Source organism: Leptotrichia trevisanii DSM 22070, from assembly GCF_000482505.1.
Lineage (GTDB): Bacteria > Fusobacteriota > Fusobacteriia > Fusobacteriales > Leptotrichiaceae > Leptotrichia > Leptotrichia trevisanii.
On the sequence record NZ_AXVL01000045.1, the window covers coordinates 1 to 22,671 of the forward strand.

The following is a 22,671-nucleotide window of genomic DNA, read 5'->3' on the forward strand; positions in this document are numbered from 1 at the left end:
TTTTTTACCGCCGCTACATAATATTTTGCCAGTTCCTTTTTTGTTGCTTCTAATACTTCCATATCATTTTTATTTGTTATAAATCCACTTTCAACGATAAGACAAGGGGTTACTGTTTTATATAACAATGTCCAACCTCTATCTCCTCTTACACGTGGTAAGATTTTTCTGTCTTTCAAATGCGTTGCTTCAATATTAGCCTCCTGCATATATTCTGCCAATTCCTTGCTTTTTTTGGAAGTATGCCAGAATAGCATTTCAACTCCGTTAGCCATTTTCTCAGCTGCATTAAGATGAAATGACAAAGTTATATCCCCTTTGTTTGCTAAATTATTAATTTTGTCTGGTAATTTAGAATAATAATCCTGATATACTACGACATAATCTACACCTTGCTCTTTGCACTCAGGTACAATATAGCTATTCACGAAATTTTTATTCCAAGCGTGTTCCTCAAATCCGTTTGCACAAGCTCCTGGATCCTTTTTCACTCCACCGTGTCCTACATTCAATATTACTTTTCTCATTTTAAAACATCTCCTTTATAAATTTTTCTTTTCTTTCAACCCTGTTTAACCAGCCTTTCAAAAAATCGTGCTGTGATTTATCCCTAGCTGCTAAATATTTATAAAAATTTCTTTGCATTTCATGATACTCTTTTAGAAATTTTTCAGGATTTATTTTATTAATAGCTTCAATTGTCTTAGGTCCAATTATTCCGTCTACTGTTAAATTTGCACCAAATTTATTTGCCACAATTTGTGCCTTTTCCTTTCCTTTTTTCCCGCTGTTTACACTCCAGTCAAAAATTGAAAGAGCCACTTTATCATCTGCTATTTTATCAATATGATTTCCACGATAATATACTTTTTCATAAATTCTTTCTGCATCTGATTTTTTAAATTTTCTCATATCTCCAGTATAGCCAAGATACGTCTTAGCGTCTTCGTGTGTTATCCCAAAGTTTGTTGCTCCACCTTTATCATTTTTATCATTAGTGTAACCGCCTTCAACTTTGAAGATATAATCTAAAAATTTGTCAAATCTGTCCATTTATATCACTTCCCATTCTTCACTAAATAATTCAATCATAGTTTCTTTCCAAGGTACCCTACCATATCTGGATTCCACATATAGATATGGAGCTGTCATTTTGCTGTTTTTGTCAGGAAATTGTGCTTTTATCACTACATCCTTGCTCCATTGCGGCAATCTCATTGCTTTTCCTTTTTTTACTTCTTCAAATGCTTTCCCAAAATTCATCTATGCCACTTCCTTTTCTACTTTTTTAATTTCTTTTGTCAATGTTGCAATCTCTTTTTTCAAATTATCCATTTTTTCGGTTGTTTCAGCAATATTAGCCTCTGTTTCATCAGCAGGAAATCCTTCATTTTCAAATTCTGTTTTTTCATCTTCTAACTCAGATAATTTTTTCTTTAAATCTACAAATTCTTTTTGTTTACTGTATCTTTCACTTTTTAAATATTGTAATTTCAAATTTTTATCTTCTATCCAAACATTGTTATCTCTGTCCCATACACTGTACTCATTCGGCTTTGCTACTGTAACAATTGTTTTGCTAGTTTCATCGAGATAAGAACCATCATCCAAAACTCTTTTCCCAGCCTTAACTTTTTCAAACTCAGTCATTTCCCGTAATTCTCCAGTTTCGCTGTCTATAACTGGATTTTGAAGCAACACAGTAGAATATTTCATTGTTTCCTCATTCCAGTCAGGATAAAATAACGTCGGATTTTCCTTAAAATTTTCTATTCCTGTCGTCATCGGCTGTGCGATATTTTCCATCGTTGCTATCAAGTAAATAAATATTACTGTTGTCATTTTTTATCACTCCTTATTCTTTATTTTTATGATTTTTTTCTGTACTAATTTGGGAATTAGTACGAATTGTTATTAAATTTTAAAAAATTTAATACCCATTTTTAGGGACTTTGAGTCAATTTTATTTTGGGCCAACTTTAATTTGTGCTTAAAATCCTATCGCAATCCAGTAGAAAATGCTTCCTGAAAAATCTTTCCCGAACCTCGCCCAAGCCTTGAACTCCGAGGTTGAGGCAGGGCTTACAGCAACTGACCTCGCTCCCCCTCCTACATCATTAGCTGTAATTGCAAGGCAGGAGTTTTTGAAAGGTTTCGGAAATCTGAATCTTGTCCCCTCTTCTCCAGATCCATTCGGGATTTCATTTCTTCCGCATTGAATTATCATCGTTCCTATTTTGAAATAAGTATTTTCAGAACTGAACAAATTTTCCAATTTGTCTGAAATTGGCTTATTAGAAATTGCTCTAAATTTTGTAGCATCGTTATATGTCAAATTTGTATTCTCTATACATTCATAATAGAACTTAGTTACACTATCAAAGTAAAATTTGCCTTTAACTTTGTTACCTGTGTCCTGTATGTTTCCGCCAAATTCTATTCCGATTATTTCAGCGAGGCGGTTGCCTTCGAGGGCTGTGTCTGCTGTTGTGCCGTATTCCATAATATTTATCACAACAAATTGACTTCCATTAAATACTAATTCGTAACTTTTGTTTGGTTTAAAATCTCCTGCTTCTATTTGTTTTAAAGTTCCGTTGTGTTCTTTTAACAATGTATAATCAACATTATTAAGTCTTAATTTTGTTGTTGTGTTTGTGTTTTCGCTATCGACATTGACTCTTAATTTTAAATCATTATTTAATCCAAATTCTGTTAAACCATCCAAATTACAAACATAATAATCTATATTTAAGTTTGTTGTTTTGTTCGCTTGTAAAGTATGTACACTTCCAAGCTGCAATCCGTTATATATTTCTTCAGTTTCAGGAGTTCCGTTTTCTCTTATAGTTCCAAAAGCTGGAATTATGTTTTTAATCTTAGTATCTCCTCTATTTGTATCTTCCACTTTATAATGAGTCGGAAACTCAACCTGTTGTGCCTTGAATTTTGTCAATTTAGCCATTATTACCTCCTATTTTAAATTGATTATATTTTCCTCTCCTATATCAAATTGTCCTAAATTATTTCGTCCAAACCGTCCAAATCTTGAATATGCAAAATTGCAAACTGGATTTCTTTTGACTTCATTTTTAATTACACTTTGTCCTAAAGTTTTGCTTCCAAATCTCATTCCGACTACATAATTATCCAAGCATTTATGTGTATTTACCTTTACTCCTCCGCCTACAATATTATTCAAATCTAATTCATCAATTAAAGAATAATCATAATCTTTGTTGCTTATAAATTTGATATCATATTGTGCTGGCTCATTGTTTTTGTTTAATTCAATTGCTGGGGTTAATCCCGTAAACATTTCTCCAATATTGCTTATTGTTTCCAAGTTTGGAATTAACTTGTATTTTCTCATAGCCAGTTTGATTCTGTTCCTATACCTGTCGTCAGCTTGCTCATTCCTAGAAACGTCAAATTTTTCTCCCAAATCATCAAGAAATTCTCCATTTGCGTAGTCTATTAAATGTTGTTTTTCCAACAAATTATAAATTTTATCGACTTCATCAAATAATTTGGATATTGCCATATAAAGAGATTTTACATTTTGGTTTTTTTTTAGCCACCACGGACACTTTGACATCAAATAATCAAAATTACTCTGCATATTCAGTCACCTCATTAAATCCTAGCTTTAATACTTTTTCAAAAGTTATTCCAGGAGTTTCTTTGAATTTAAAAGTAATATCTATATTCAATAATTTATCAGCCGAATACACCGTTCTTATAAATTCGCTCTCACACTTATAAGATGTTATATATTCTCCTACTTTTACAGATTCTAAATATTCTTTCACGATTTCTTTCAAATTTTCCTCAAGAATATTTACACCATCTGCTTTCTGAAATTCAATTTTTACTTCCACTTTTTTCTTTTTCGGTCTATAAAATCTCACTTCCCTGTCTATTCCCTGATTATCCCTGACAGTTACAACAGTATCTCCGTTCATTTGAATAGCCTGATCCTTTTTTCTCCATATAGCATTTGCGACATCTTCATTACGTCCGCCGTCTACTATCAGAACAATTGATTTTGGCTCTAATCCTTTGCTGTCAACTTGCATCGTTTTGTTTTCATCAACATAAACAGATTTAACACCTTCCTGTTTTAACACTTCTGCTCTAATTCCGTCCAAATTCCATTCGCTTTCATTACGACTTAAAAACCAACGCTCTATATAATCGTTGTCACTTTCCTGTTCCTGTCCACCTGCTGCGATCTCATTTTGTTTGAAATCATAAACACCATTTATAACTTTAACTAATTTAATAATGCTTCCAACCTCTTTATTCCCTTGCTCTCCTGCTGTATCACAAGTAAATTCAAAAGTAGTTTTATTATTTAAAATTCTATTTTCCGAAAGCGTGTATCTGATTCCGTCATTTGCTTCAACAATCACATCTCCTGCTTCAAGTGCAACGTTCAATCCTCCTATTAGTTCAATTTTAACAGTAGCATGGCTTTCTTGCTTTCTCTTAAAGAAAAATGGACTATTTGCCAAATGTTCGTCTATTTCTATGCCCTCGCAGTTAAGTAAATTCATCTTTTCTGCTTGTATCTGCTGTCTTTCCATTTTTTCTCTCAAAAGCCTTGCTACAGGATACATAAGCATATACCAAGCACTCCGTTTGTCATTAGAGAAGTCGTCTTTTAGCAACGTTTTTAATTCGTTGTTCAAGATATTCATATTATCCTGTACTGTATTTACTGTTATTCTCGCCAACCAATCCCAACTCCTTTCATCAATGCCGACTTGTTATCGTTAAAAATAAGTCCAATATTTACTTTAAGATGTCTGTTTTCGTATTCGTAAACTTCAACATAACATCTACTTAAATAATCCTTAAAATTGTTGTATATCTTATCTCTTATATGCTCTAACACTTCATTTTCATTTCCGTGTGTACCAAATAATTTCTCAAAATTTAGTCCATATTTTATGTCGTATTCAAGTTCTCCCTCACGAATATGCAGCATTAAAACAATTTGCTGTATAACTTCAAAATATTTTTCTTTTGCTCCAAAAAATTGTATATCTCCCTTTTCAACATATAATTCTCCAGTTGCATTATTTAATTTTACGTCCATAAATCACACTCCTACGGATGATTATAAGGAACTCTGCCCTTACTAACTCCACTTTCTGTATCAAGGCTTTTTGCCTTAATATCTCCGACCGTTAAAGTCCCTGAAATATTTACATCTCCACTAACTGTTAAATTTCCATTTAAAATCACATCCCCGTTAATTTCAATGCTTTCAGGAATGTCAATAGCTGTTAGATCAGTAGGAATTAAAATTGGCAAAGCGATAGCATTTGTTAAATTATGCCTTTTGTTTGTATTTACTGTGCTTACTTCTTTTGTGATATAACCACTTATATCTCTGCTACAAATTAAAACAAGAACTTTATCCCCTGTTTTAAAATTGATTTTTATATTGATATTTCTATTTCCTAACTGGCACATCGGGACATGTAATATCGGAGGCAATTTAACTTCTCTGAACTCTGCCAACGGCTCTACATCCACAAATCCATTAGGATGTATTTTTGTTATCTCTGCTATTAAAGAAGTGTCGATTTTACCCAACATTGATTTCATATATTCTTCTATCATCTTCTTCTTCCTCTTCCTTTATTTCTTTTTACTTGAGCAACTTTTCCTTTTTTATTTTCTTCTTTTTCAATTTTCTTGATTTCGGCATTATTTTTCTTAACATCAGATTCATTATTAACAACCCTAACTTTCAAAGTCATTTTGAAATCACTTATATCAGCAATTTCTACAATTTGACATATAGTGGATATTTCATTGCTTATCAGTTCAATCAAATCGCCTTTTTTAAGATAATAGATTAACAGGCATTTTACTTCATAATCATATTTTATCTCTTCTTTTTTCTCGGACTTTTTAGATTGTTTGCTACTTTTCTCGTTTTTATTCCCTTTATCTGATTTTGGAGCATTATTTTTTGTTTGCTTTGTTTTTCCCTTTTGTTTTTCCAACTTTTTTACCCCCTTTTGATGAAGATTTTTTGCTTCCTTTTTTATTTGATTTACTTTCTTTTTTCTTTTCCACTTTATAGCTTATTTCTTCAACATTTTGAGGTTTTGGCTCTTCTAGAAGTCCGCTTTGATAACTCAATTTGATAACTTTTTCTGTGTTGATTTCGTTGTGATAAATATAAATAAAGTCATTTTTTGTAGTCATCTGGCTATCACAGTCTTTCACGATTTGCCCTATTTCGTACAATCCACTTCCCAGTATGCTTTCGCCAATGCTGTAAACTTTATCATTTTTAAGTTCGCATTGTTTCACAGTAAATCCGCATTTGCTAGCCAAGTCATTAATTATTGTGCTTGCTGTTGTATTTGGGGCATAAGCAGCACTCACTAATTTTTTGAAGTCTGCTGGAACTTCACGACATTTTAATTTCAAAGTTCCTTTTTCTACTTCTTTTCTAGTAATAATACCACTCGCAACTTCTCCTATGTCCGTACCATATCCAGCAACGAGCCTTATATCGTCCTTTAATTTAATTTTTGCAATCGTTGTATTTGTCAAGCCTTTTATTTCGATATCAAACTCATTTGGTTCTTCATCCACAGACTTATAACTCCATTTAATTTCAACTCCATTTATTATCGCTGGATCTGTCAAATTATAATCTTTTGGAAAAACAAAGTTTAAATCGCCGTCATCTGTTTCAATCTTCAACTCAGTTCTTTCTAAAAATAATTTATTCAGCATCGTTTTCTTCCTCATCATCTTCCATATCAAAATATTCTAAAAATACAGTTTCACAAAAATTTTCAAAAGTGATTGGAACTTCCTTTTTATCAAAACTAAGTGGCACAATATAGCAATTCAGAAAATCATTATTGATATTTCCATTTTCATCTTTTGCCATAAACCAGCCAACTGGACGCCCATACACAAGTTTTTCATTCTTAAGTAGCATTTCCCCGTCTTCATTCATAATATCCAGATAAATACGATTATTTGTCTTGAAATGCTTTATTCTAAGCAAATAAATTTCGCTGCCGCTTTTAAATGTAAATACGTAAGGGATTTTATTTTTATCTATTTCTATTCTCATTTCAAAAACCCCTTATACTCAATATTGCTTGTTTTGGTTCCTGCTACACCTGTTTTTTGTTCCTCTTTCAATGTGGTTGATTCTGAACTTAAAATATCGCCTTTTCTCATTAAATAAGCAAATTCCAGCACTTCAAAATCAATTTCAAATTCCAATGCTGTCTGTGTTTTATAACTTCTTGAAACTTTAGTGATAATCATGTCTTCTATCGTTTCAACAGTTGAAATTGTACAAAGTGTTTTCTTTTGCCATAGTTCCACTATCTGTTCATAAACACTTTCAGCGTTTTTTGTTACCAAATCAGTTAAAATTACTGAAATGCTGTATTTTCTATTGCTGTGTGAAACGTTGCTACTTATTAATGTGCTATCCCTATCTTCGAGTGAGTGCGTTTTGACACTACTCCCTCTCTCATCGCTTTTAATTTGTACCCATTCAAGTGGAATATCATTAATTTTACATCTTTCAGCCTCTTCAAAAAGTGTATAGCCATATCTATCTTGAAAAAATTTATTAACTTCATTGGGATAGGCGAGAGCAATGCCATAAGCAGTTGCTCCAGCAGTTCCCAAAAAACTATTCAAGCCCATACTGTAACCTTTATTTTTTGCTCCCTCATAAGCCGTTTTTCCAAAAAAATTGCCTTTTAATTTTTCCTTACTGGCATTCAAACTGCTAAAATCCATTGCCTAACCTCCCATTGCTATAAATTTTTCCTCAAAGAACTCTCTCAAGATTTCTTTAATTGTTCTTTTTAAATCTTTAGTATCTCCACCTGTATTTTCAATAACCACAGTTGGTGCAAATGTGTATTGATTATTTCCACCACTGGTTTTGCTTGAGCCAGAACTTGATTTTTTGCTGTCAATTGATTTTTTAGAAGAATTTCCAAATTGGTCTCTCATCATTCTTCTAGTTGCCTCAGCTGTGGATATTCTTGTACCTTGTGGCAAGTTCATAGTCATTTCCTCGTTAGCCAAGAACTGTTGTCCGCTAGGCAATCTAATCATTTCTGCACCTTTTTCAGCAACTGTAACTGGTCCACCTTCCCACGATTTATCCCCAATATAACGTCCTTTTCCGCCACCAAGGAATCCAAGCCAAGAAGGTGGTTTCACTTTAAACATTCCAGCAATTTTTCCAGCAATTTCACTTACTTTTCCAGCCAATCCGTCAAAAAATCCTTTAATTGCATTAATTACTCCCTGAGCAACGCTTTTTGCCTTATTAAATCCTTGAGTAAAAAATACCGCAACCTTATTAACAATTGCACCAATTGAATTTATCACTCCTGAAACAACAGCCAATATTGCTCCCATAACACTTGCAACTACTCCAATTATTGCTGAAAACACCCCAATTACAACTCCAGCAAGTCCAGCAAACACTCCAATCACTATTTGAACAATTGGAACTATTGCAGAAATTAATACAGCTCCTATTTGTAACACAATACTGATAATAGGCATTAAAGCTGTTCCAATTTGGATTGCCAAATTAACGATTACGGCAAGCGTTTGCAAGATTGGAGCGAGTGCTGGCGTTAGCATAGTTACAATTTGCATAAATCCACTAAAAGCCATACTAAGCATATTCCCAATACTTCCTAAATCAAGCGAACTCCAAAATGAGTTGAAAGCATTCATGATGTCTCCAAATATTTGACTTATCTGTCCAAAATTAATACCACTTATCATTTGCCCAACTACTCCTGCAACTTTTCCGGCAAGAGAAATAATGCCGTTTAATGCTCCTGCAATTCCATTTGTAAGTCCTTCTCCACCAATTCCACTAAACGCTTGAGATATAGTTTGTCCTATGCCTTTTAAAGGTTCTAACAATGGAGCAAAATTTAATTTACCAAAAATACTTAATATTCCATCTAATGCTCCGTTAGCCATTCCAGCAAATCCAGTAAATGCCCCTTGTAAATCTTGAGCCATTTTCTGCCCCATAGGAGTATTCAACAGCTGATTTACTTTTGTCAGTAATCCATCCATAGCCTGTTGCCCTGCACTTTGTGCATTTTGCCAGACTTTACCAAAAGTTAATGGCATTTGATTATATTTTGCTTCTATATCATCGGCGCTTCCTAAAACGGCTTTTTTAATTACATCAGATGTTATTTTCCCTTCTGAACCTAATTTTTTAAGCTGTGCCATAGATACTCCCATGCTTTCCGCTATCTTTTGAGTCAATATCGGTGCATTTTCCATAACTGATCTAAATTCATCCCCTTGTAATTTTCCTGAAGTCATTGCCTGATTTAACTGATACATTGCTGATTTTGCCTCTTCTGCTCCAGTTCCTGATACTTTAAATGCTTTATCCAACGTACTTGTAAATTTAACTGCTTCATTATCATTGAATAATCCTTTTGTCAGCATTTTTAACTTAGCAATCGAATCCAGTTGAGCGCCATAATCCGCTCCACTGCTCTGAGAAGCTACAAAAGTTTTTTGTTTCAATCCAGCAACATCATTTGTTACCATTCCAAGTCTTGAGTTTCTAAGTGAATTTTCGTCAGACGCTTTGGCTATCCCTGCAAAACTAAGCCCACCAACTACACCACCAATTGCTCCTAATTTACCTAACAATCCACCTAGTTTGCCAATTATCCCTTTGATTTTGCTTCCAATATCTTTTAATGCTGAAGCAAATTTTTTTAAATTTTCAGGTTTAAATGCTCCTTTTACTTTTTCTCCTAACTTTGGAAAAAGATTGCCCAACGAACTTCCAACACCTCTCAAACTATTAAATTTATCACGAATTGCATCCAATCCTTGAGCTACCTTTTTACCAACCAACGGAATTCTTTCAACTCCATTGATTAGACTGTTTGTGATATTTTCAAATCTAAAATTTTTAATTTTGTTCGCTAAGCCATTAATTTTATTTTGCAATTGTGTAGCACTAGGAATAAGGCTAGCCATTTTTGCTTTTAATTTTTCCAACCCAGAACCACCAACTTTATTTCCAATTTTAGACACTTTTTCTTCAACTTTAGTTGCGGCTGGTAATAAAGATTGCATTTTTGCTTTTAATTTGTTCAAAGGACTATCATTTGATTTGAAATTCATTAATATTTCTAACTTATTTCCACCAGCCATTTTATTTCTCCTCTTCCTCAAAATCCATTATTGCCCTACACCATTGGAAAAACCTAACATTATCCATATCTAAGACAATGTTAGGGTCTTTTATTTTCCTTTTTACAATAAATTCCCATTTCATTTTAATCATTGGGTTTTCATATTGCTCACTGGCTATTTCAAGGTCATATTCAATTTCCTTTTCTTGTTCTCTTTGGACTTCCCCATATAATCCATAATAGCTGCAACTAATTCAAACAAAGCCTCCTCATCGTATTCAAAAAAATTAATTTTTCTTGCTTCATTTGGCTTCTCTACCATTTTTGGTAATACTGTTGCTGCAAATGTTGGTACATCCTTATCTGTTAAAAATTTTGATAAGGCATTTGTGTAAATTTGGTAATTTTGCGGCTTAGTTAATCTAAAATCAAATTCTTTCAAAGTTCCTTCCGAATCCACATATATCTCTTGCCCTTTAATGTTTAATCTTCCCAAATTATCAATAAAAACATTGTTTTCTTGTTCTGTTTCTCTTTCTCCCGATTTTTCATTTGTTTTGTTCGCCATTTTTCATATCCTCCTAAACTTTTTCATCATATTTCGCACATTGAATTGTGTATTCGATGTCAACATCTTTTGTATTGTTTTTTCTTTCTCCGCCTTTTTGAACGGATAGTCCCCGTCCCTCTCCGACAATTTTATTCATTCCTGTGTTGTCGATGTATGTACATGTTCCGAGTTTACTGTCAGGATTTTTGTTGCACTTAGTTAAAAAGATATCATCGTCACTTCCTTTTATCGTTGTAACTTTTATTTCTCTTTTAGTAACTCTCGTTTGAATTGTCGGAACGTTCCCTTTTATATCAGAGTCTCCCATTGTATGAGAGTCTTCTGTTGCATTATTTATTATTTCTTTGGCTTCTTTAATCATATATGTTCCTATTCCTGGAAATGTAATAATCAAGTCTACTTTACTTAAATCAATCGACTTTTCTAAAAAATTATTTCCCATTTTCTACCTCCTATTTTGTTATTGGTTCATCATGCCATACTAATTCAACGTCTATTTCTTCAATTTCTGTTGATAACGTAAAATCAATCTTTACATTTCTTAGAACTCTGTTAATATAGTCATCTACAGTTAAGCCTGTAGTTGCTGATGTATCTTCTATGTTTGGAACAGTAACTTTAAATAAATACTCTCCATTATTACTCTTTGCAAATGCTCCTTGTTTTCCTAACTCTGTCATTGTTCTTATCAATGTGTCTTCAATACTCGGAAGTCCATCGGAGTCCATTGTTGTATTTTTACGCATTATTAATAATCTGTGTAAATTAGTATCCACAGCATGAGTTATAGCATCTATTTTAATGGTTTGGTCTGCGTGAGTTATTCCGTCGGCACACCACGAACCACTTGTTACTGCATTGAATCCAACTACGCTCTCTGTATAATTGATAAACATTTCATCAAGTTTTGATGATTTTGTTGTATCGTTGCAACTTGGGTCTACTCCTAATATTCTTCTATCTGCCCATCTCCCATTTATCCCTTGAACAAATGTCCACGCTGGCAAACCGAATACATCAAGATTATCTTTTCCATCAGTTCCGTACATGTAGTAAATTCTTTTGCTTTCTCTAATATTGAGTGGCGTTTTTTCTCCGTCTGTATTAAGAACTACTCCAAATTTTCCTGTTCTTGTTAGATACTTAGATAACAAAACAATAAATGCCTTATCATAGAAAGTTACTACAACTCCATAAAATTCGCCTTCTGGTAAACTATTTAAAAACACTTCGTTTGGTGTTGTTTTTCCTACACAGTACCACTGTTCAGGCTGCAATCTATTGCCGTCAAAATCCTCTTGTGAAAGGAATGTATTTATCCCTTTATACATCAAAGAAGTATTTCCAAAATCTGTTTCCACTTCTTTTAAAGTCGTATATCTTTTATAGTCCTTGTCTGCTTCTTTAGTAATAAATAAAATTTTACTAAAATCTCCCATCATTAAAGGCTTTTTAGGTCTATTTACTACTACTTTTATTTTTCTTCTAGCCATTATTTACCTCCGTTCTTACTTCTACATCTTTTATTAATTCTCTAGTTCTTTCGCTTGATTCTCGCCAGTTCATTTCTACATCAAAACTAAATCTATAAATATACTGACTTCCTTCAAGGAAAGTTAAATCTTTTATTTCTATATCATCATCACTTAATCCAAATCCGTTCCTAATCAAGTCGTGTCTTTTCTTAAATACTATAACCTCAAGTAATTCGCTAGCCATTTCTTCTGCTCTTGACTGTGTTGGTGCATAAAAATCAAATTGCAAATAAGCAATAACTAATCTCAAAGCCTTTTCCTTGATTTGCGTATCTGTTATTTCAACAGTTCTATATGCACTGTATGCCGACTTATTAAGACTTATTGTATGCATAACAGCGCATTCTGTTGGCTTTTTAGCTACATAGTTATCACGAATAACTTGGAAATCTACAAAACTGGCTAACAATTTTCTCAATACTTCGTTTTTCATTCTTGCACCCTTTCAATATAATAAATTCTAAGTTCATCGTGTTTCATATAGTTTTTTGCTGTTGTTACAATATAGTTATTTCCCTCGAATTCAATTTTATTTTTCAAGTCTATATCTATATAGCAGTATATTTTTTTACTGTCCAAAGTAATCTGTATTCCTTGTTCAACAAGCATTTTTATATCCTGCCTGTTAAGATTGAATACTGATCCTTCAAATTCTACACTTTCATCAATTTCAACTAATTCTGAATTAATCCATTCGCTAGTTTTTTTTGATACTTTGCATTTACTAAAAAATCTTTTTGGAATAAATGTTTTATGTCCCATTTTATACACCTACAATCTGATAAGTGATTGATTCATAAAGTGAATGAGTATCTATAAGCGGTTTTGTCGAATTATTCCCTCTTTTTTCCCTTAATTTTATAGTTTTAGGATCTAATGCTGTAAAACCACCTTTATCAATCGTATCTTTTATTTTTTTAACCACAAAATTCCCTAAATTATTATAAGCCTCTTCTCCTGTTAGTTCTCCAGCAATTATTAATTCTAGTTGTGATTTCATATAATCTTTAATTTCTTTTTGAGCTTCGTCAGTTGCAACTGATGTTCTGAAAAATGGTCTTGCAGGTATACCTCTTTTTGTTCCGTATTCATTATACAAAGCATATTCCAAAACTGTTGTTCCTTCTGACTCATCACTTTCTTTGTCGCCATCATCGCCTAAAATACCTACTTTAACAGCGTGGGTTTGCAAATACTTCAGCTCTTTATCCAGCTTCTCTAATCCCTCTAATTCATATACAATTTCAGCCATATATTCGCCTCGCAATACTTTCGATTTTTTCTCTTTTGTTACTTATGAAATCCACAAATGAATAAGAAATATCATCAATCTTATAAGTTTTATACTTGCTAGCCTCTTCATCCATACTGTTTATAAAATCGTTTACGAGCATACATATTTCATATTTTAACCAATCAGGCAGTTCATCGTATCCAGCCTTATAAGTTACTTCAATTTCTTTTTCTTTTGTATTGCAAGCACAATTACTAAAATTAACAAACTCAATATAATTCCCACGACTTTTATATTCATCGTTGGAATTAATGCCTACAATTTCAACAACTGGACGTTTATTTAAGTAAATCCGCTTATTATAATCATAATCCTCTGTGAGCGTTTCAACTTCTAATTTATATCCAGCCATATTTTCAATCTGACTAATTGCAACACTAAGCAAGGTTTCAACCCTAGCTTTTTCGTCATCGGCTAAGGTTGTACCTGTTATTTTTTCGTAGTCATTTACTGTTATCAGCATTCAAACCACCTCTATTTTACTTTTAACGGTTTAAAAGCATTTGGTCTTAATACTTTTCCTCCGATTCTTATTCTTGTATAAATTTCTGTAATCCCTTCATTTACTTTTCTGTTTGTTTCTTGTTCAAAATCATTTTTTATGTAATATCCATAACCTTTTTTGAAATCACAGAATATTGCAGGGAATTTTCCAGTTGCTATATCATCTAAAAATTCATCAACAACTACTTCATAACCATTAAATATCATTGTTGCACCGTTATGGATTGTACTCCACAATTGTCTATCCGTTGTATCTTTCCACAACTTCATTTCCTCATACATTTTTGTGGAAACATAATATTTGGCATTTTTTCTATATTGTTTTTTCATTCCTGTTTCAAGTTTTACCATATCTTCCCAAGTTACTTTTCCAGCTGTAACAGATGTTACTGCATTGGCTTTTACATCAGCATTTGTCATAAACCCTTCAATAAACTGGTCTGCTGTTTCATTATATGTTCCGTTTATTGTTAAATCACTTAACGTTATTCCAAAATCTTCTGCAACCGCTTCTTTAATTTCGCCAACTAAATCAGCAAACGCATCTTCCCTAGCTTCATCTGTCAATGGATATGGAACTTGTCTTTTCCCAGCTTTTATATCAATATATGTGTAACTTATTTCTCCACTTTGAGTATTTCCGATACCTTCTTTTACAGCTTGGTTTTTAGCAGTTATTTCATTTCTAATTGGTACTCTTCTGTAGGATTCCTTACCTGTATAAATTCTTGCATTAAACAAAAATGGAGAATTTTCTTTTATTTCTTTTAAAATTTCTCTTTCTAAGGCACTCGGAATTAATACGGCAACTTGTGTACTAGATATTGCTTTGGCAACCCTTAAATTTCCAGCTTCTCCAGTTCTTAGAAATTTTTGCAATGCTTCAGTTTCTTTTTTCTCTTCTGTTTCAGGATTTGCGACACCTTTTTTCATAACTTCGTCTAATGTTTTTCCCATTTTTTCAAGTTCTTCATTTGCCTTGTCAATTTTTTCTTCCAACTCTTTATTTTTTTTCAAAGCTCCAGTTAAATCTTCATTTGCTTTTTTAATGTCCTCTGTGTTTTGGTTCATCCCTTTTTCCAAATCTTCAATATTTTTTGGCATATTATCATCTCCTTCATTTTTATTTATATTTTTGCCTTTTACTGTTTCCACCGTTGCGTCTGGTACTGCTCCTTTTAATACAACGCTGCCTTCCACAACTTCAATTTCTTTAATTATCCTAGCGTCAACTTCTCCTTTGTCAGTTTGGACTCTCCCAAATTCTCTTTGCTTCAAAAATCCGCCAACTGACATTTCATAATTTGCTCCGTTTTTCATCATTGAATAAACTTTTTGAGCGTCCTGATTTATTGCATTACCATTTTCATCTGTTGACAAATCAAGTTTAGCCGAGAATTTAAGATTTCCAGTTTCATCTTGATAAACTTTCAAAGTTCCGATTTCCTTACTCCAATCGTGCATATGCAACAAGAAATAAGTCTTATCCTTATCCACTTTATCAAGTGCTGTTTTATCGAAATAATCGCCATAGCTGTCAATAACACTATGTGTTACCAATTGCCCTTCAATTATTCCTTTTTCCTCTGTGTCCTTTTTTAAAATCATTTCGACACTTTTTTGAAATTTATCCATATTACCTCCTCCTTTACACTAATTCGCAATGACAACGTATCAATTCACTTACATCTGCATTTAAATCATGAGGGCACATCATTCCATTAGAAAACGGCTTACTGGCGTCCTCAACTGTCACTTTGTCAAGATCTAAATGTGTCTGTCTGTCTGTTTTTCCGCCTCCAACGTGCCACCACGTTTTTGGCAGTCCTGCTTTTATAAGCCCTTCCAAATAAGTCATTGTTGCAGTAGCGGCTGTTTCAGTTCTTGCAATAACCATTGCTCTTTTTTCTTCCATATTTTTTACTTTTTCTGTTATATTCTTAGCAATATCACGAATATTAAGCCCTTTTTCCTGTCCTGAAACGATAACTTTGTTTAATATTTTTTTTGTTGTATCTTTTATATTAGTTACTTTTTCAGCAATTACTTTTTTCCCAAACATTTTCAAAGTTTTATTTTTTACAGCTGGAATTAATTTTTCATCAATGCCACGATGTGTGATTAAAAAATTAGATGTTTCACTTACTGTTTCAAGTATTCCTTTTTTTAATTCATTGAATAATTGACTGCTAAATGTTTCCCAAGCGAACTCGCTTAAAAACATCTGCTCATTTACATCAATTTCTCCACGTAATTGTTTGAAAACTAATCTTAATCTATTAAATTGCTTCAATATCAATCTGTTCCGCATTTTCAACTGCCTTTTTGCAAGTATCTTTTTTTGCGAGTTAGTTAGCTTAACTTTCTTCGTTTTCTGCTTCTTCTTCGCCATCCCTATCCTCCTCAACTGGTTTTACATCTTCGTATATTTCTTTGAGTGGTGTCATTGATGTACTTATCAAAATATCGTCTCCATTCTCAACAGGTGGATATTCAAGCTCTGCCCTCTTCTCATTTATCGTTAAATAACTAAGATTATTAAGCATTGCCATTTTCTCTTTTCTGTCTTCTTTGAGCACTCCAATCGTACTTGTATCAAAATCAATGTATTCATTGCTTTCTAGTTTATCTTTCATAATATTGTTAAGATATTCAGCTATCTGCTCAACTAGTGGCAATATATTCTCAGTGTACAAATCTTTTTTTGCTTCCTTGTAATTACTGAATTTACTGTTTGTTCTGTCCCCAATTAAGATACTTGGCACATTCATTACTGCCGCAGTAGTATTCCGTATCTCGTCCATAGCATTCAAAAAATCAAAGTCCTGTGGAGAAAAGTCTGCCTCTTTTATTTCAGCACCTTCCCCATCCAAGATAAGTGCTTTCCCTACATTCCTAGAACCACTATTTTGTTCTATTTCATTCTTGATTTCTTTTTTCTTAAAAGCATTTAAGAATTTCTTGACAACAATAATAAGATTCCTCTTGCCACCGTTCTTTAATATGCTGTTGTTCCACTGCATTATGTAACACCAGTAATTGTGCAAAGCCGTTAATGATTGCACCTTGCTTATTCCGTATCCTGCTCCAGCGATATTATCATAAACATTCACACCTTTTATATAGTGAAACATTTTTAAATCTTCGCCCTTGTATTCCTTGTTGTTAATTCTTATTGATTTAATTCCGTTCAACACATTTTCGTTATCGTATTCAATGTGATAAGAGCCTTTTTTAAATAAAATCAATTCAGCTTTTGTAAATAAATCAACTCTCATTACAAGCAGTTCTCCAAACAAAATATAATACAAAGCAAAATAATTTATAAATTGGTCTGTATTAAGCAAGGAATTAGGATTTTGCAATGTATTTAGCACATAGCTGCTTTTTACATCTTTCACGTTGTCGCTATATCCTTTTTTATAAGTTCCCCATTTCAAATTGTTGATTGCTTCATTTATTCTTGTTATTGCACTAGATGTAAACGGATTCTTGTATAGCTGGGTCAAAAACTTTTCAGGATCTTCGTCTCCAAGAGAATAATTATTTATAAATTCTGATAACGTAACTGGTGACCTGGTACTCCAAAATCCTTTTGAAAAAATATTAAGTCTCATTATCCACCTCCTCTTTGTAATAATGTTTATTTAATATATATGGCGTGTAATCACTTAGTGCATATTTGATAGCGTCAAATGAATGCGGGTCAATATTGAACGGCTTTTGAGTTTTAGGGTTCTTTGCTATTAATCCATCTTTATTAAAATACCACTTCATTTCCGTTAGTTCCCTGTATGTATTCGGACATACATTCTTATCAATAAATATATTTCTAAACGATTGTATCTTTTTAACTCCCGCCTTGCTTATATCGCTCGTCTTTTTGACAGGGTTAATCATTACATTGTTCATGTTATAATAAGCGATTGCTTTCGGCTCTGCACTATCTGCACAAACAACTTCTCCGTCATTTATCAATTTCTGTATCATTTCAGTTTCTAACATTTCCGCATCGGTTAAATGATTATCGTAAAATTCCTCGTAGATATACAAATCATTCAATTCCTCGTCTATCACAACTCTTACTATTGCGTTGTACGAGTTGCTAAAACCAAAATCGAATCCAGCAAATCTATTCCACTTGCCTTCAATCAATTTTTCTATCCTTGATTGTTCCATATGATGTAAATTTCTAAATAACGTATCTCCTGCACTTCCAAATCTTCCTAGTGTTTTTATCGCCCTTAAATAGTTATCTGTTTCAGTTTCTAAGTCTGCTATAAAGTTGTCAGGTAAAAATTTATTATCTGTGTATACTGAATGATGTAAATATATATTTTCTGTAAATATACTTCCGTTTTTTAATTGTGTTACATCTTTTAACTTTATTATCCTTTTCTCATAAATATCATTTTCTTGCATATTAAATTTATTTAATAGTCCAACCAAATATTTATAAGTCCATACACCATATTCGTTTGGATTTGTGGTTAAAATCATAATGTTGCGATTTTTAATACTTCTTAATCTACTTTTCAACTCTTTGAATGATTTAAAATCAATTTCATCGCATTCTTCAATCCAAATAGTGTCGATGTCTTTAATTGATTTAATTTTTCTTACATCGTCTAATCCTCTAAAAATAAACTCGCTTCCAGTAGCAATACATTTAATACTAAGCGGACTTGTAGTTATATAAAAATATTGTTCCAATCCTAACGTTTCAATGGCACTTGTCAAATCAGCAAAACAACTCCCTCTCAAATTTTCTTTTACTTGTCTTACTACTAAGATTTTTCTTTTTTCTGTTGCTGATTTTATTATCAATTTAAAGGCTGCAACATAAGATTTTCCACTTCCATATCCACCAAGCATAAAATATATATGATTTTCATTATCTTTTATTAAATCTTTGAAATGTCTATTTATTTTAGTCTTTATTCTCATACGTCTATCAGCTCGATTTCTATTTTGTTATCAATCTTATCTGTGTTAGTCTTAGCTTTTTCAATTTCTAATTTCTCTCTTGATATTTCCTCTTCAGCAAGCTGTCTATCAATCTCCAGCACCTCATAAGCAGTCAGCATTTTTCCAGTTCGCATTAAATCGTTTCCCATTTTTTTAATAGTTGTGTACGCTTTTTCGTATTCTTGTACTTTTTTAGTATCCATTTCTTGTGAATTTATTTCTTTAGTTGCTCTTACTACTAAATTTGCTTTTGCGGTTTCTGTCCCTTTTAGTATCCTGTATAATTCGCCTTTGTAAACTTCTTCGACGATTTTTTCAAGATATTTTTCTGTACGCTCTTTTCTCAACTCTCTTGCATTTCTTGTTTTTCTGCTATAAGTACGTTCTGAAATGCCATATTCGGACATTATTTCCTGTTTGCTTTTGCCTTTCAAAATATCCATTTGTATCTTTATTTCTTTTTCATTTGCACCCTTTTGTTTTCGGGGTGCAGTTTTCTTTTTAGGGGGTGCATTAGTTAAGGGTGCATTTATCTGCTTTTTTTTCCAGCCATCTCTTTTTCTCCAGCTCTTGACTGTATTAATACTTTGATTGTATTTTCGACACAGTTCTGTGATTCCTACGCCGTTTTCATATTCTTTTCTTAACAGATCCCGCAAATCTTGTTTATCCATTTTTATATTCTTCCCAATTTACAGTTTTTCCATTTATATTTATTTCTTTTTCTCCTGTAAATCTTAAATATCTTTCTATTATTGTCTGCACCCATTTTGGCTCGAATTCCATTAAATACGCTTTTCTGTTTAATTGTTCACAAGCTATCAATGTGCTTCCACTACCTCCGAATAGATCTAATACTCTTTCGTTTTCTCGGCTACTGCTTTTTATAGCCCTACAACAAATAAATTGAGGTTTTGGGGTCGTATGTCCTCCAGCCTCTTTTTTTTCTTCTTGAAATTCCGCTTGCTTAACTGAGCTATTTTCATACGTCCAAACATTATTCATGTTATCGTGTGTATTATTGAAATAAGCTCTTGAAGCATAAAATTTGCTTTTTATTTTCTCGTATTCTTTTTTCAGTTCTTCATATTCTTTTTGAAAAGTTCCATATTCTTTTCCGTATTTTTGTAACTTTTTATAATTTTCTTCGGTCGGAAATACCCACTGGCTTTTTGTAAAATAATGTTTTCCCATTTGATTATCCAATGCTTTTTTCCAAGCCTTGCTTCCACCACATTTTTCTATTTCTTCTGCAAGATATTGTCGGATCGGTTCCCATCCTTCATAATAATTTTCTGAATTTGTATTAAATCCCTGTACACCATTCATAACGAATAGGCATTTTTCATCAGCAGTGGCATACATCCTTGTAAGTTCTGAATTTTGTCCCTGTCCGTTTCCTTTGTTCCAGGTTATCAAATTTCTGAATGTTATTTCATCATTTTCTATTTTTGGCTTCAATATATTGGAGTAAATATCCATTAAAGGTTCATCTATTCCCCAACAGTACCAACTACCATTTTCTTTTAGATTTCCAAATGATAAAGGAATCCATTTTTTATTAAAATTAAGTAAATCATGATAATTTAAATTATCATTTGTAACTCCGTCTTTCTCTTTCTTCATACCGTACGGAGGATCAGTGAAGACTAGATGTGCTTTTTTATCATTCATCAATTTTTTTACATCTTCTAAATTAGTGCTGTCCCCACACATTAATCTGTGGTTTCCTAACTCAATTAAATCTCCTGTTTTTATTACAATATTTTTAGACTCAACTATCTCTAAATCATCTTCAATAATTTCAGTTCTGTCTTCTTCCGTCTCTTCGATTTCGTCTTCCGTTATTTCTTCTAACTCCGCTTCGTCGAAACCTAACAAATCCAAATCAAATCCATTCACTTCCAACTTATTCAATTCATATTGCAATTTTTCAATATCGAACTCTGTATTCATAGTTAATTTATTGTGAGCAATAGCATAAGCTGTTTTCTGCTCCTCTGTTAAATGATTTAATCTGATTACTTCAACTTCTGTATATCCAAGTTCTTTTAATGCCAAATATCTTCCGTGTCCTTCGATTATTATGCCTTTTTCATCAATTGCAATCGGATCATTGAATCCAAATTCTCGAATACTGTTTTTAATCTGTTCAATTTGCCATTCAGGATGTTCTTTTGCATTTCCTGAATATTCTATTATTTCGTTAATATTTATTTTCTCGATTTTCATTTTGCCCCCTTTCTTTGATTTTTAGATAAAAAAAGAGCCACTAAACAAATAGACTATTTCTAATCTATCTATTCAGTGGCTCACCAAATCTTTGGGTTACTTTGCCCTGTTATTTATTAATTTTCTTGTGGTATAAAATTTTTTAAATATTTTACCTTTTTTTATTAAAATTTTGATGTCAATATCTACATTTATTCGCTTAGCTTCTGCTAAATCCTCTAATAAATACAAAACTTCTTTATCTTTTAAAAGTTCGTTAACATCTTCTTGTGTAAGTTCCTTGTTATTCACATTACCTCCTAATTATACCTTATTTTTTCTATATTTTCAAGTCTTTTATAAATAATTTTCTTCTAAAAACTCTAAATATTCTCGAAGAACTTTTCTCAATTTCTCCTCATATTCTTCGTGTTCCATATCCAAAAACGTGTTCTTTTTAGCAGATTCGTATAACATCTCTTTAATTCTGGCAATTTCTGATTTTTTCGTTGCTTCGATTGCTATCATAGTTGCTTTTGTATGTTCTTCTTTGTTTATTTTTTCTTCAATTTTTTCCAATCTTCTTTTTGCTGATTCTCTTAATTTTTTTAGTTTTTTAAATTTACATTCATCCATTTTTTTATAATATATTCTCATATTATCTCCATTGTTTTTTATACTCTAATCGCAAAAAACTTTATAATCCAAATCAATCCGTAAATCACAGATAGATTTACAATCATAGCAATCAAAAATATTATCAAGTTGCTTATGTTGAATTTAAATGTTTTTATCTTGTTTTTAAATGCAACAACTAATCCATAGATGTATCTTACCAGCATTAAAGTAGCTGTTGCTGTGATTAGTGCATTTATAATTCTTATTATTATTTCCAATATTTTATCCCTCCTACTGTAATTCCTAATAATAATTTTTTCATTTTCACTCTCCTAATCTATCGTTTTCCCAACATCATCCAAACGTTCTTGATACCATTTTGCCGACATCAGCAATATGCTTTTTGTTGACTTCAACAAAATGGTTTTACCCTGGATCTATTATTTTCAATAAAAATTCATATTTCTAATAAAAACGACTTTTCACAACTGTTATTTTCTCTTACTTTAAAATATAAGTTCAGGAACTTTCCCTGTTTTGTTTACTTCATCCAGTACATCCATACATTCTCGCCTTAACCATTCCACCTCTTCTTTTACTGCTGTTTTCTTTACTATTTCAAATTGTTCCTTGTAATATTCTTGAGCTTCTTCATCTGTCATCCCATAATGCTCCTTAAAAAGTTTCAAAATACCTTCTTTTAATTCTGCCATTTTATTTCTCCTTAAACGCCTTAAAATGATTTTTGTAAATCTTTTTCAA

31 protein-coding genes are annotated in these 22,671 nt (G+C 32.2%); all 31 read right to left on the reverse strand.

Translation table 11 applies throughout. The features are described from left to right. Positions 1 to 527, reverse strand: a 527-nt coding sequence (locus K324_RS0107925; RefSeq protein WP_026748690.1) for an N-acetylmuramoyl-L-alanine amidase family protein, incomplete at its 3' end; no start/stop codon positions are given. A gap of 1 nt (position 528) precedes the next feature. Then, positions 529 to 1,053 (reverse strand): glycoside hydrolase family 108 protein, encoded by a 525-nt coding sequence (locus K324_RS0107930; protein ID WP_026748691.1) that lies wholly within the window; start codon positions 1,051 to 1,053, stop codon positions 529 to 531. Continuing rightward, on the reverse strand, positions 1,054 to 1,263 hold the full coding sequence (locus K324_RS0107935; protein WP_026748692.1) for a Thoeris anti-defense Tad2 family protein: 210 nt from the start codon (positions 1,261 to 1,263) through the stop codon (positions 1,054 to 1,056). It lies immediately after the preceding gene. Beyond that, on the reverse strand, positions 1,264 to 1,842 hold the full coding sequence (locus K324_RS15220) for a coiled-coil domain-containing protein (protein WP_051354422.1): 579 nt from the start codon (positions 1,840 to 1,842) through the stop codon (positions 1,264 to 1,266). A gap of 148 nt (positions 1,843 to 1,990) precedes the next feature. Then, positions 1,991 to 2,965, reverse strand: coding sequence for a gp53-like domain-containing protein (locus K324_RS16230; protein WP_026748693.1), 975 nt, complete (start codon positions 2,963 to 2,965; stop codon positions 1,991 to 1,993). A 9-nt stretch (positions 2,966 to 2,974) separates the two neighbouring features. Next, on the reverse strand, positions 2,975 to 3,622 hold the full coding sequence (locus K324_RS0107950) for a hypothetical protein (RefSeq protein WP_026748694.1): 648 nt from the start codon (positions 3,620 to 3,622) through the stop codon (positions 2,975 to 2,977). Then, positions 3,612 to 4,739 (reverse strand): baseplate J/gp47 family protein, encoded by a 1,128-nt coding sequence (locus tag K324_RS0107955; protein ID WP_026748695.1) that lies wholly within the window; start codon positions 4,737 to 4,739, stop codon positions 3,612 to 3,614. The genes K324_RS0107950 and K324_RS0107955 overlap by 11 nt, the downstream gene beginning before the upstream one ends. Continuing rightward, positions 4,727 to 5,104 (reverse strand): hypothetical protein, encoded by a 378-nt coding sequence (locus tag K324_RS0107960; protein WP_026748696.1) that lies wholly within the window; start codon positions 5,102 to 5,104, stop codon positions 4,727 to 4,729. Before K324_RS0107960 ends, K324_RS0107955 begins: the two co-directional genes overlap by 13 nt. A gap of 11 nt (positions 5,105 to 5,115) precedes the next feature. Continuing rightward, the gene (locus K324_RS0107965) at positions 5,116 to 5,634 is read right to left on the reverse strand and encodes a Gp138 family membrane-puncturing spike protein (protein WP_026748697.1); all 519 of its coding nucleotides are present in this window, start codon (positions 5,632 to 5,634) and stop codon (positions 5,116 to 5,118) included. Further along, the gene (locus K324_RS0107970; protein WP_026748698.1) at positions 5,631 to 6,023 is read right to left on the reverse strand and encodes a hypothetical protein; all 393 of its coding nucleotides are present in this window, start codon (positions 6,021 to 6,023) and stop codon (positions 5,631 to 5,633) included. The genes K324_RS0107965 and K324_RS0107970 overlap by 4 nt, the downstream gene beginning before the upstream one ends. After that, the gene (locus K324_RS0107975) at positions 5,983 to 6,768 is read right to left on the reverse strand and encodes a hypothetical protein (RefSeq protein ID WP_026748699.1); all 786 of its coding nucleotides are present in this window, start codon (positions 6,766 to 6,768) and stop codon (positions 5,983 to 5,985) included. Before K324_RS0107975 ends, K324_RS0107970 begins: the two co-directional genes overlap by 41 nt. Next, a complete protein-coding gene (locus K324_RS0107980; RefSeq protein WP_026748700.1) occupies positions 6,758 to 7,117 on the reverse strand; it encodes a phage baseplate plug family protein in 360 nt (119 codons plus the stop codon). Before K324_RS0107980 ends, K324_RS0107975 begins: the two co-directional genes overlap by 11 nt. After that, positions 7,114 to 7,803, reverse strand: a complete 690-nt coding sequence (locus K324_RS0107985; protein ID WP_026748701.1) for a phage baseplate protein — start codon at positions 7,801 to 7,803, stop codon at positions 7,114 to 7,116. Before K324_RS0107985 ends, K324_RS0107980 begins: the two co-directional genes overlap by 4 nt. 3 nt (positions 7,804 to 7,806) lie before the next feature. Continuing rightward, the gene (locus tag K324_RS15230; RefSeq protein WP_026748702.1) at positions 7,807 to 10,227 is read right to left on the reverse strand and encodes a tape measure protein; all 2,421 of its coding nucleotides are present in this window, start codon (positions 10,225 to 10,227) and stop codon (positions 7,807 to 7,809) included. A 156-nt stretch (positions 10,228 to 10,383) separates the two neighbouring features. Next, positions 10,384 to 10,776 (reverse strand): hypothetical protein, encoded by a 393-nt coding sequence (locus K324_RS0108000; protein ID WP_026748703.1) that lies wholly within the window; start codon positions 10,774 to 10,776, stop codon positions 10,384 to 10,386. Between the two features lie 13 nt (positions 10,777 to 10,789). After that, positions 10,790 to 11,221: a hypothetical protein gene (locus K324_RS0108005; protein WP_026748704.1), complete on the reverse strand. Its 432-nt coding sequence runs from the start codon at positions 11,219 to 11,221 to the stop codon at positions 10,790 to 10,792. A gap of 10 nt (positions 11,222 to 11,231) precedes the next feature. Next, complete coding sequence (locus K324_RS0108010; RefSeq protein WP_026748705.1) at positions 11,232 to 12,272, reverse strand: hypothetical protein; 1,041 nt, start codon at positions 12,270 to 12,272, stop codon at positions 11,232 to 11,234. After that, positions 12,265 to 12,747 (reverse strand): phage neck terminator protein, encoded by a 483-nt coding sequence (locus K324_RS0108015; protein ID WP_026748706.1) that lies wholly within the window; start codon positions 12,745 to 12,747, stop codon positions 12,265 to 12,267. The genes K324_RS0108010 and K324_RS0108015 overlap by 8 nt, the downstream gene beginning before the upstream one ends. Next, complete coding sequence (locus K324_RS0108020; protein ID WP_026748707.1) at positions 12,744 to 13,076, reverse strand: hypothetical protein; 333 nt, start codon at positions 13,074 to 13,076, stop codon at positions 12,744 to 12,746. Before K324_RS0108020 ends, K324_RS0108015 begins: the two co-directional genes overlap by 4 nt. A 1-nt stretch (position 13,077) precedes the next feature. Further along, the gene (locus K324_RS0108025) at positions 13,078 to 13,566 is read right to left on the reverse strand and encodes a hypothetical protein (RefSeq protein WP_026748708.1); all 489 of its coding nucleotides are present in this window, start codon (positions 13,564 to 13,566) and stop codon (positions 13,078 to 13,080) included. Continuing rightward, entirely contained in the window at positions 13,559 to 14,071 is a 513-nt protein-coding gene (locus K324_RS0108030) for a hypothetical protein (RefSeq protein WP_026748709.1), read from the reverse strand. Before K324_RS0108030 ends, K324_RS0108025 begins: the two co-directional genes overlap by 8 nt. Positions 14,072 to 14,082: 11 nt before the next feature. Beyond that, positions 14,083 to 15,747, reverse strand: coding sequence for a phage major capsid protein (locus tag K324_RS0108035; RefSeq protein WP_026748710.1), 1,665 nt, complete (start codon positions 15,745 to 15,747; stop codon positions 14,083 to 14,085). 13 nt (positions 15,748 to 15,760) lie between these two features. After that, the gene (locus K324_RS0108040; RefSeq protein ID WP_026748711.1) at positions 15,761 to 16,504 is read right to left on the reverse strand and encodes a hypothetical protein; all 744 of its coding nucleotides are present in this window, start codon (positions 16,502 to 16,504) and stop codon (positions 15,761 to 15,763) included. Further along, positions 16,470 to 17,729, reverse strand: a complete 1,260-nt coding sequence (locus K324_RS0108045; RefSeq protein ID WP_026748712.1) for a phage portal protein — start codon at positions 17,727 to 17,729, stop codon at positions 16,470 to 16,472. Before K324_RS0108045 ends, K324_RS0108040 begins: the two co-directional genes overlap by 35 nt. Further along, positions 17,719 to 19,059, reverse strand: coding sequence for a PBSX family phage terminase large subunit (locus K324_RS0108050; protein WP_026748713.1), 1,341 nt, complete (start codon positions 19,057 to 19,059; stop codon positions 17,719 to 17,721). Before K324_RS0108050 ends, K324_RS0108045 begins: the two co-directional genes overlap by 11 nt. Continuing rightward, the gene (locus tag K324_RS14585) at positions 19,056 to 19,754 is read right to left on the reverse strand and encodes a hypothetical protein (RefSeq protein WP_036095356.1); all 699 of its coding nucleotides are present in this window, start codon (positions 19,752 to 19,754) and stop codon (positions 19,056 to 19,058) included. The genes K324_RS0108050 and K324_RS14585 overlap by 4 nt, the downstream gene beginning before the upstream one ends. After that, a complete protein-coding gene (locus K324_RS15560) occupies positions 19,747 to 21,312 on the reverse strand; it encodes a site-specific DNA-methyltransferase (protein WP_084533596.1) in 1,566 nt (521 codons plus the stop codon). Before K324_RS15560 ends, K324_RS14585 begins: the two co-directional genes overlap by 8 nt. A 96-nt stretch (positions 21,313 to 21,408) precedes the next feature. Beyond that, positions 21,409 to 21,603 (reverse strand): hypothetical protein, encoded by a 195-nt coding sequence (locus tag K324_RS0108065; protein WP_026748714.1) that lies wholly within the window; start codon positions 21,601 to 21,603, stop codon positions 21,409 to 21,411. A 45-nt stretch (positions 21,604 to 21,648) separates the two neighbouring features. After that, entirely contained in the window at positions 21,649 to 21,948 is a 300-nt protein-coding gene (locus K324_RS0108070; protein ID WP_026748715.1) for a hypothetical protein, read from the reverse strand. Positions 21,949 to 21,965: 17 nt separating this feature from the next. Continuing rightward, positions 21,966 to 22,187 carry a hypothetical protein gene (locus K324_RS0108075; protein WP_026748716.1) on the reverse strand — a complete coding sequence of 74 codons (222 nt, stop codon included), beginning with the start codon at positions 22,185 to 22,187 and terminating at the stop codon, positions 21,966 to 21,968. 228 nt (positions 22,188 to 22,415) lie between these two features. Next, positions 22,416 to 22,622, reverse strand: a complete 207-nt coding sequence (locus tag K324_RS0108080) for a hypothetical protein (protein ID WP_026748717.1) — start codon at positions 22,620 to 22,622, stop codon at positions 22,416 to 22,418. Between the last annotated feature and the right edge of the window lie 49 nt (positions 22,623 to 22,671).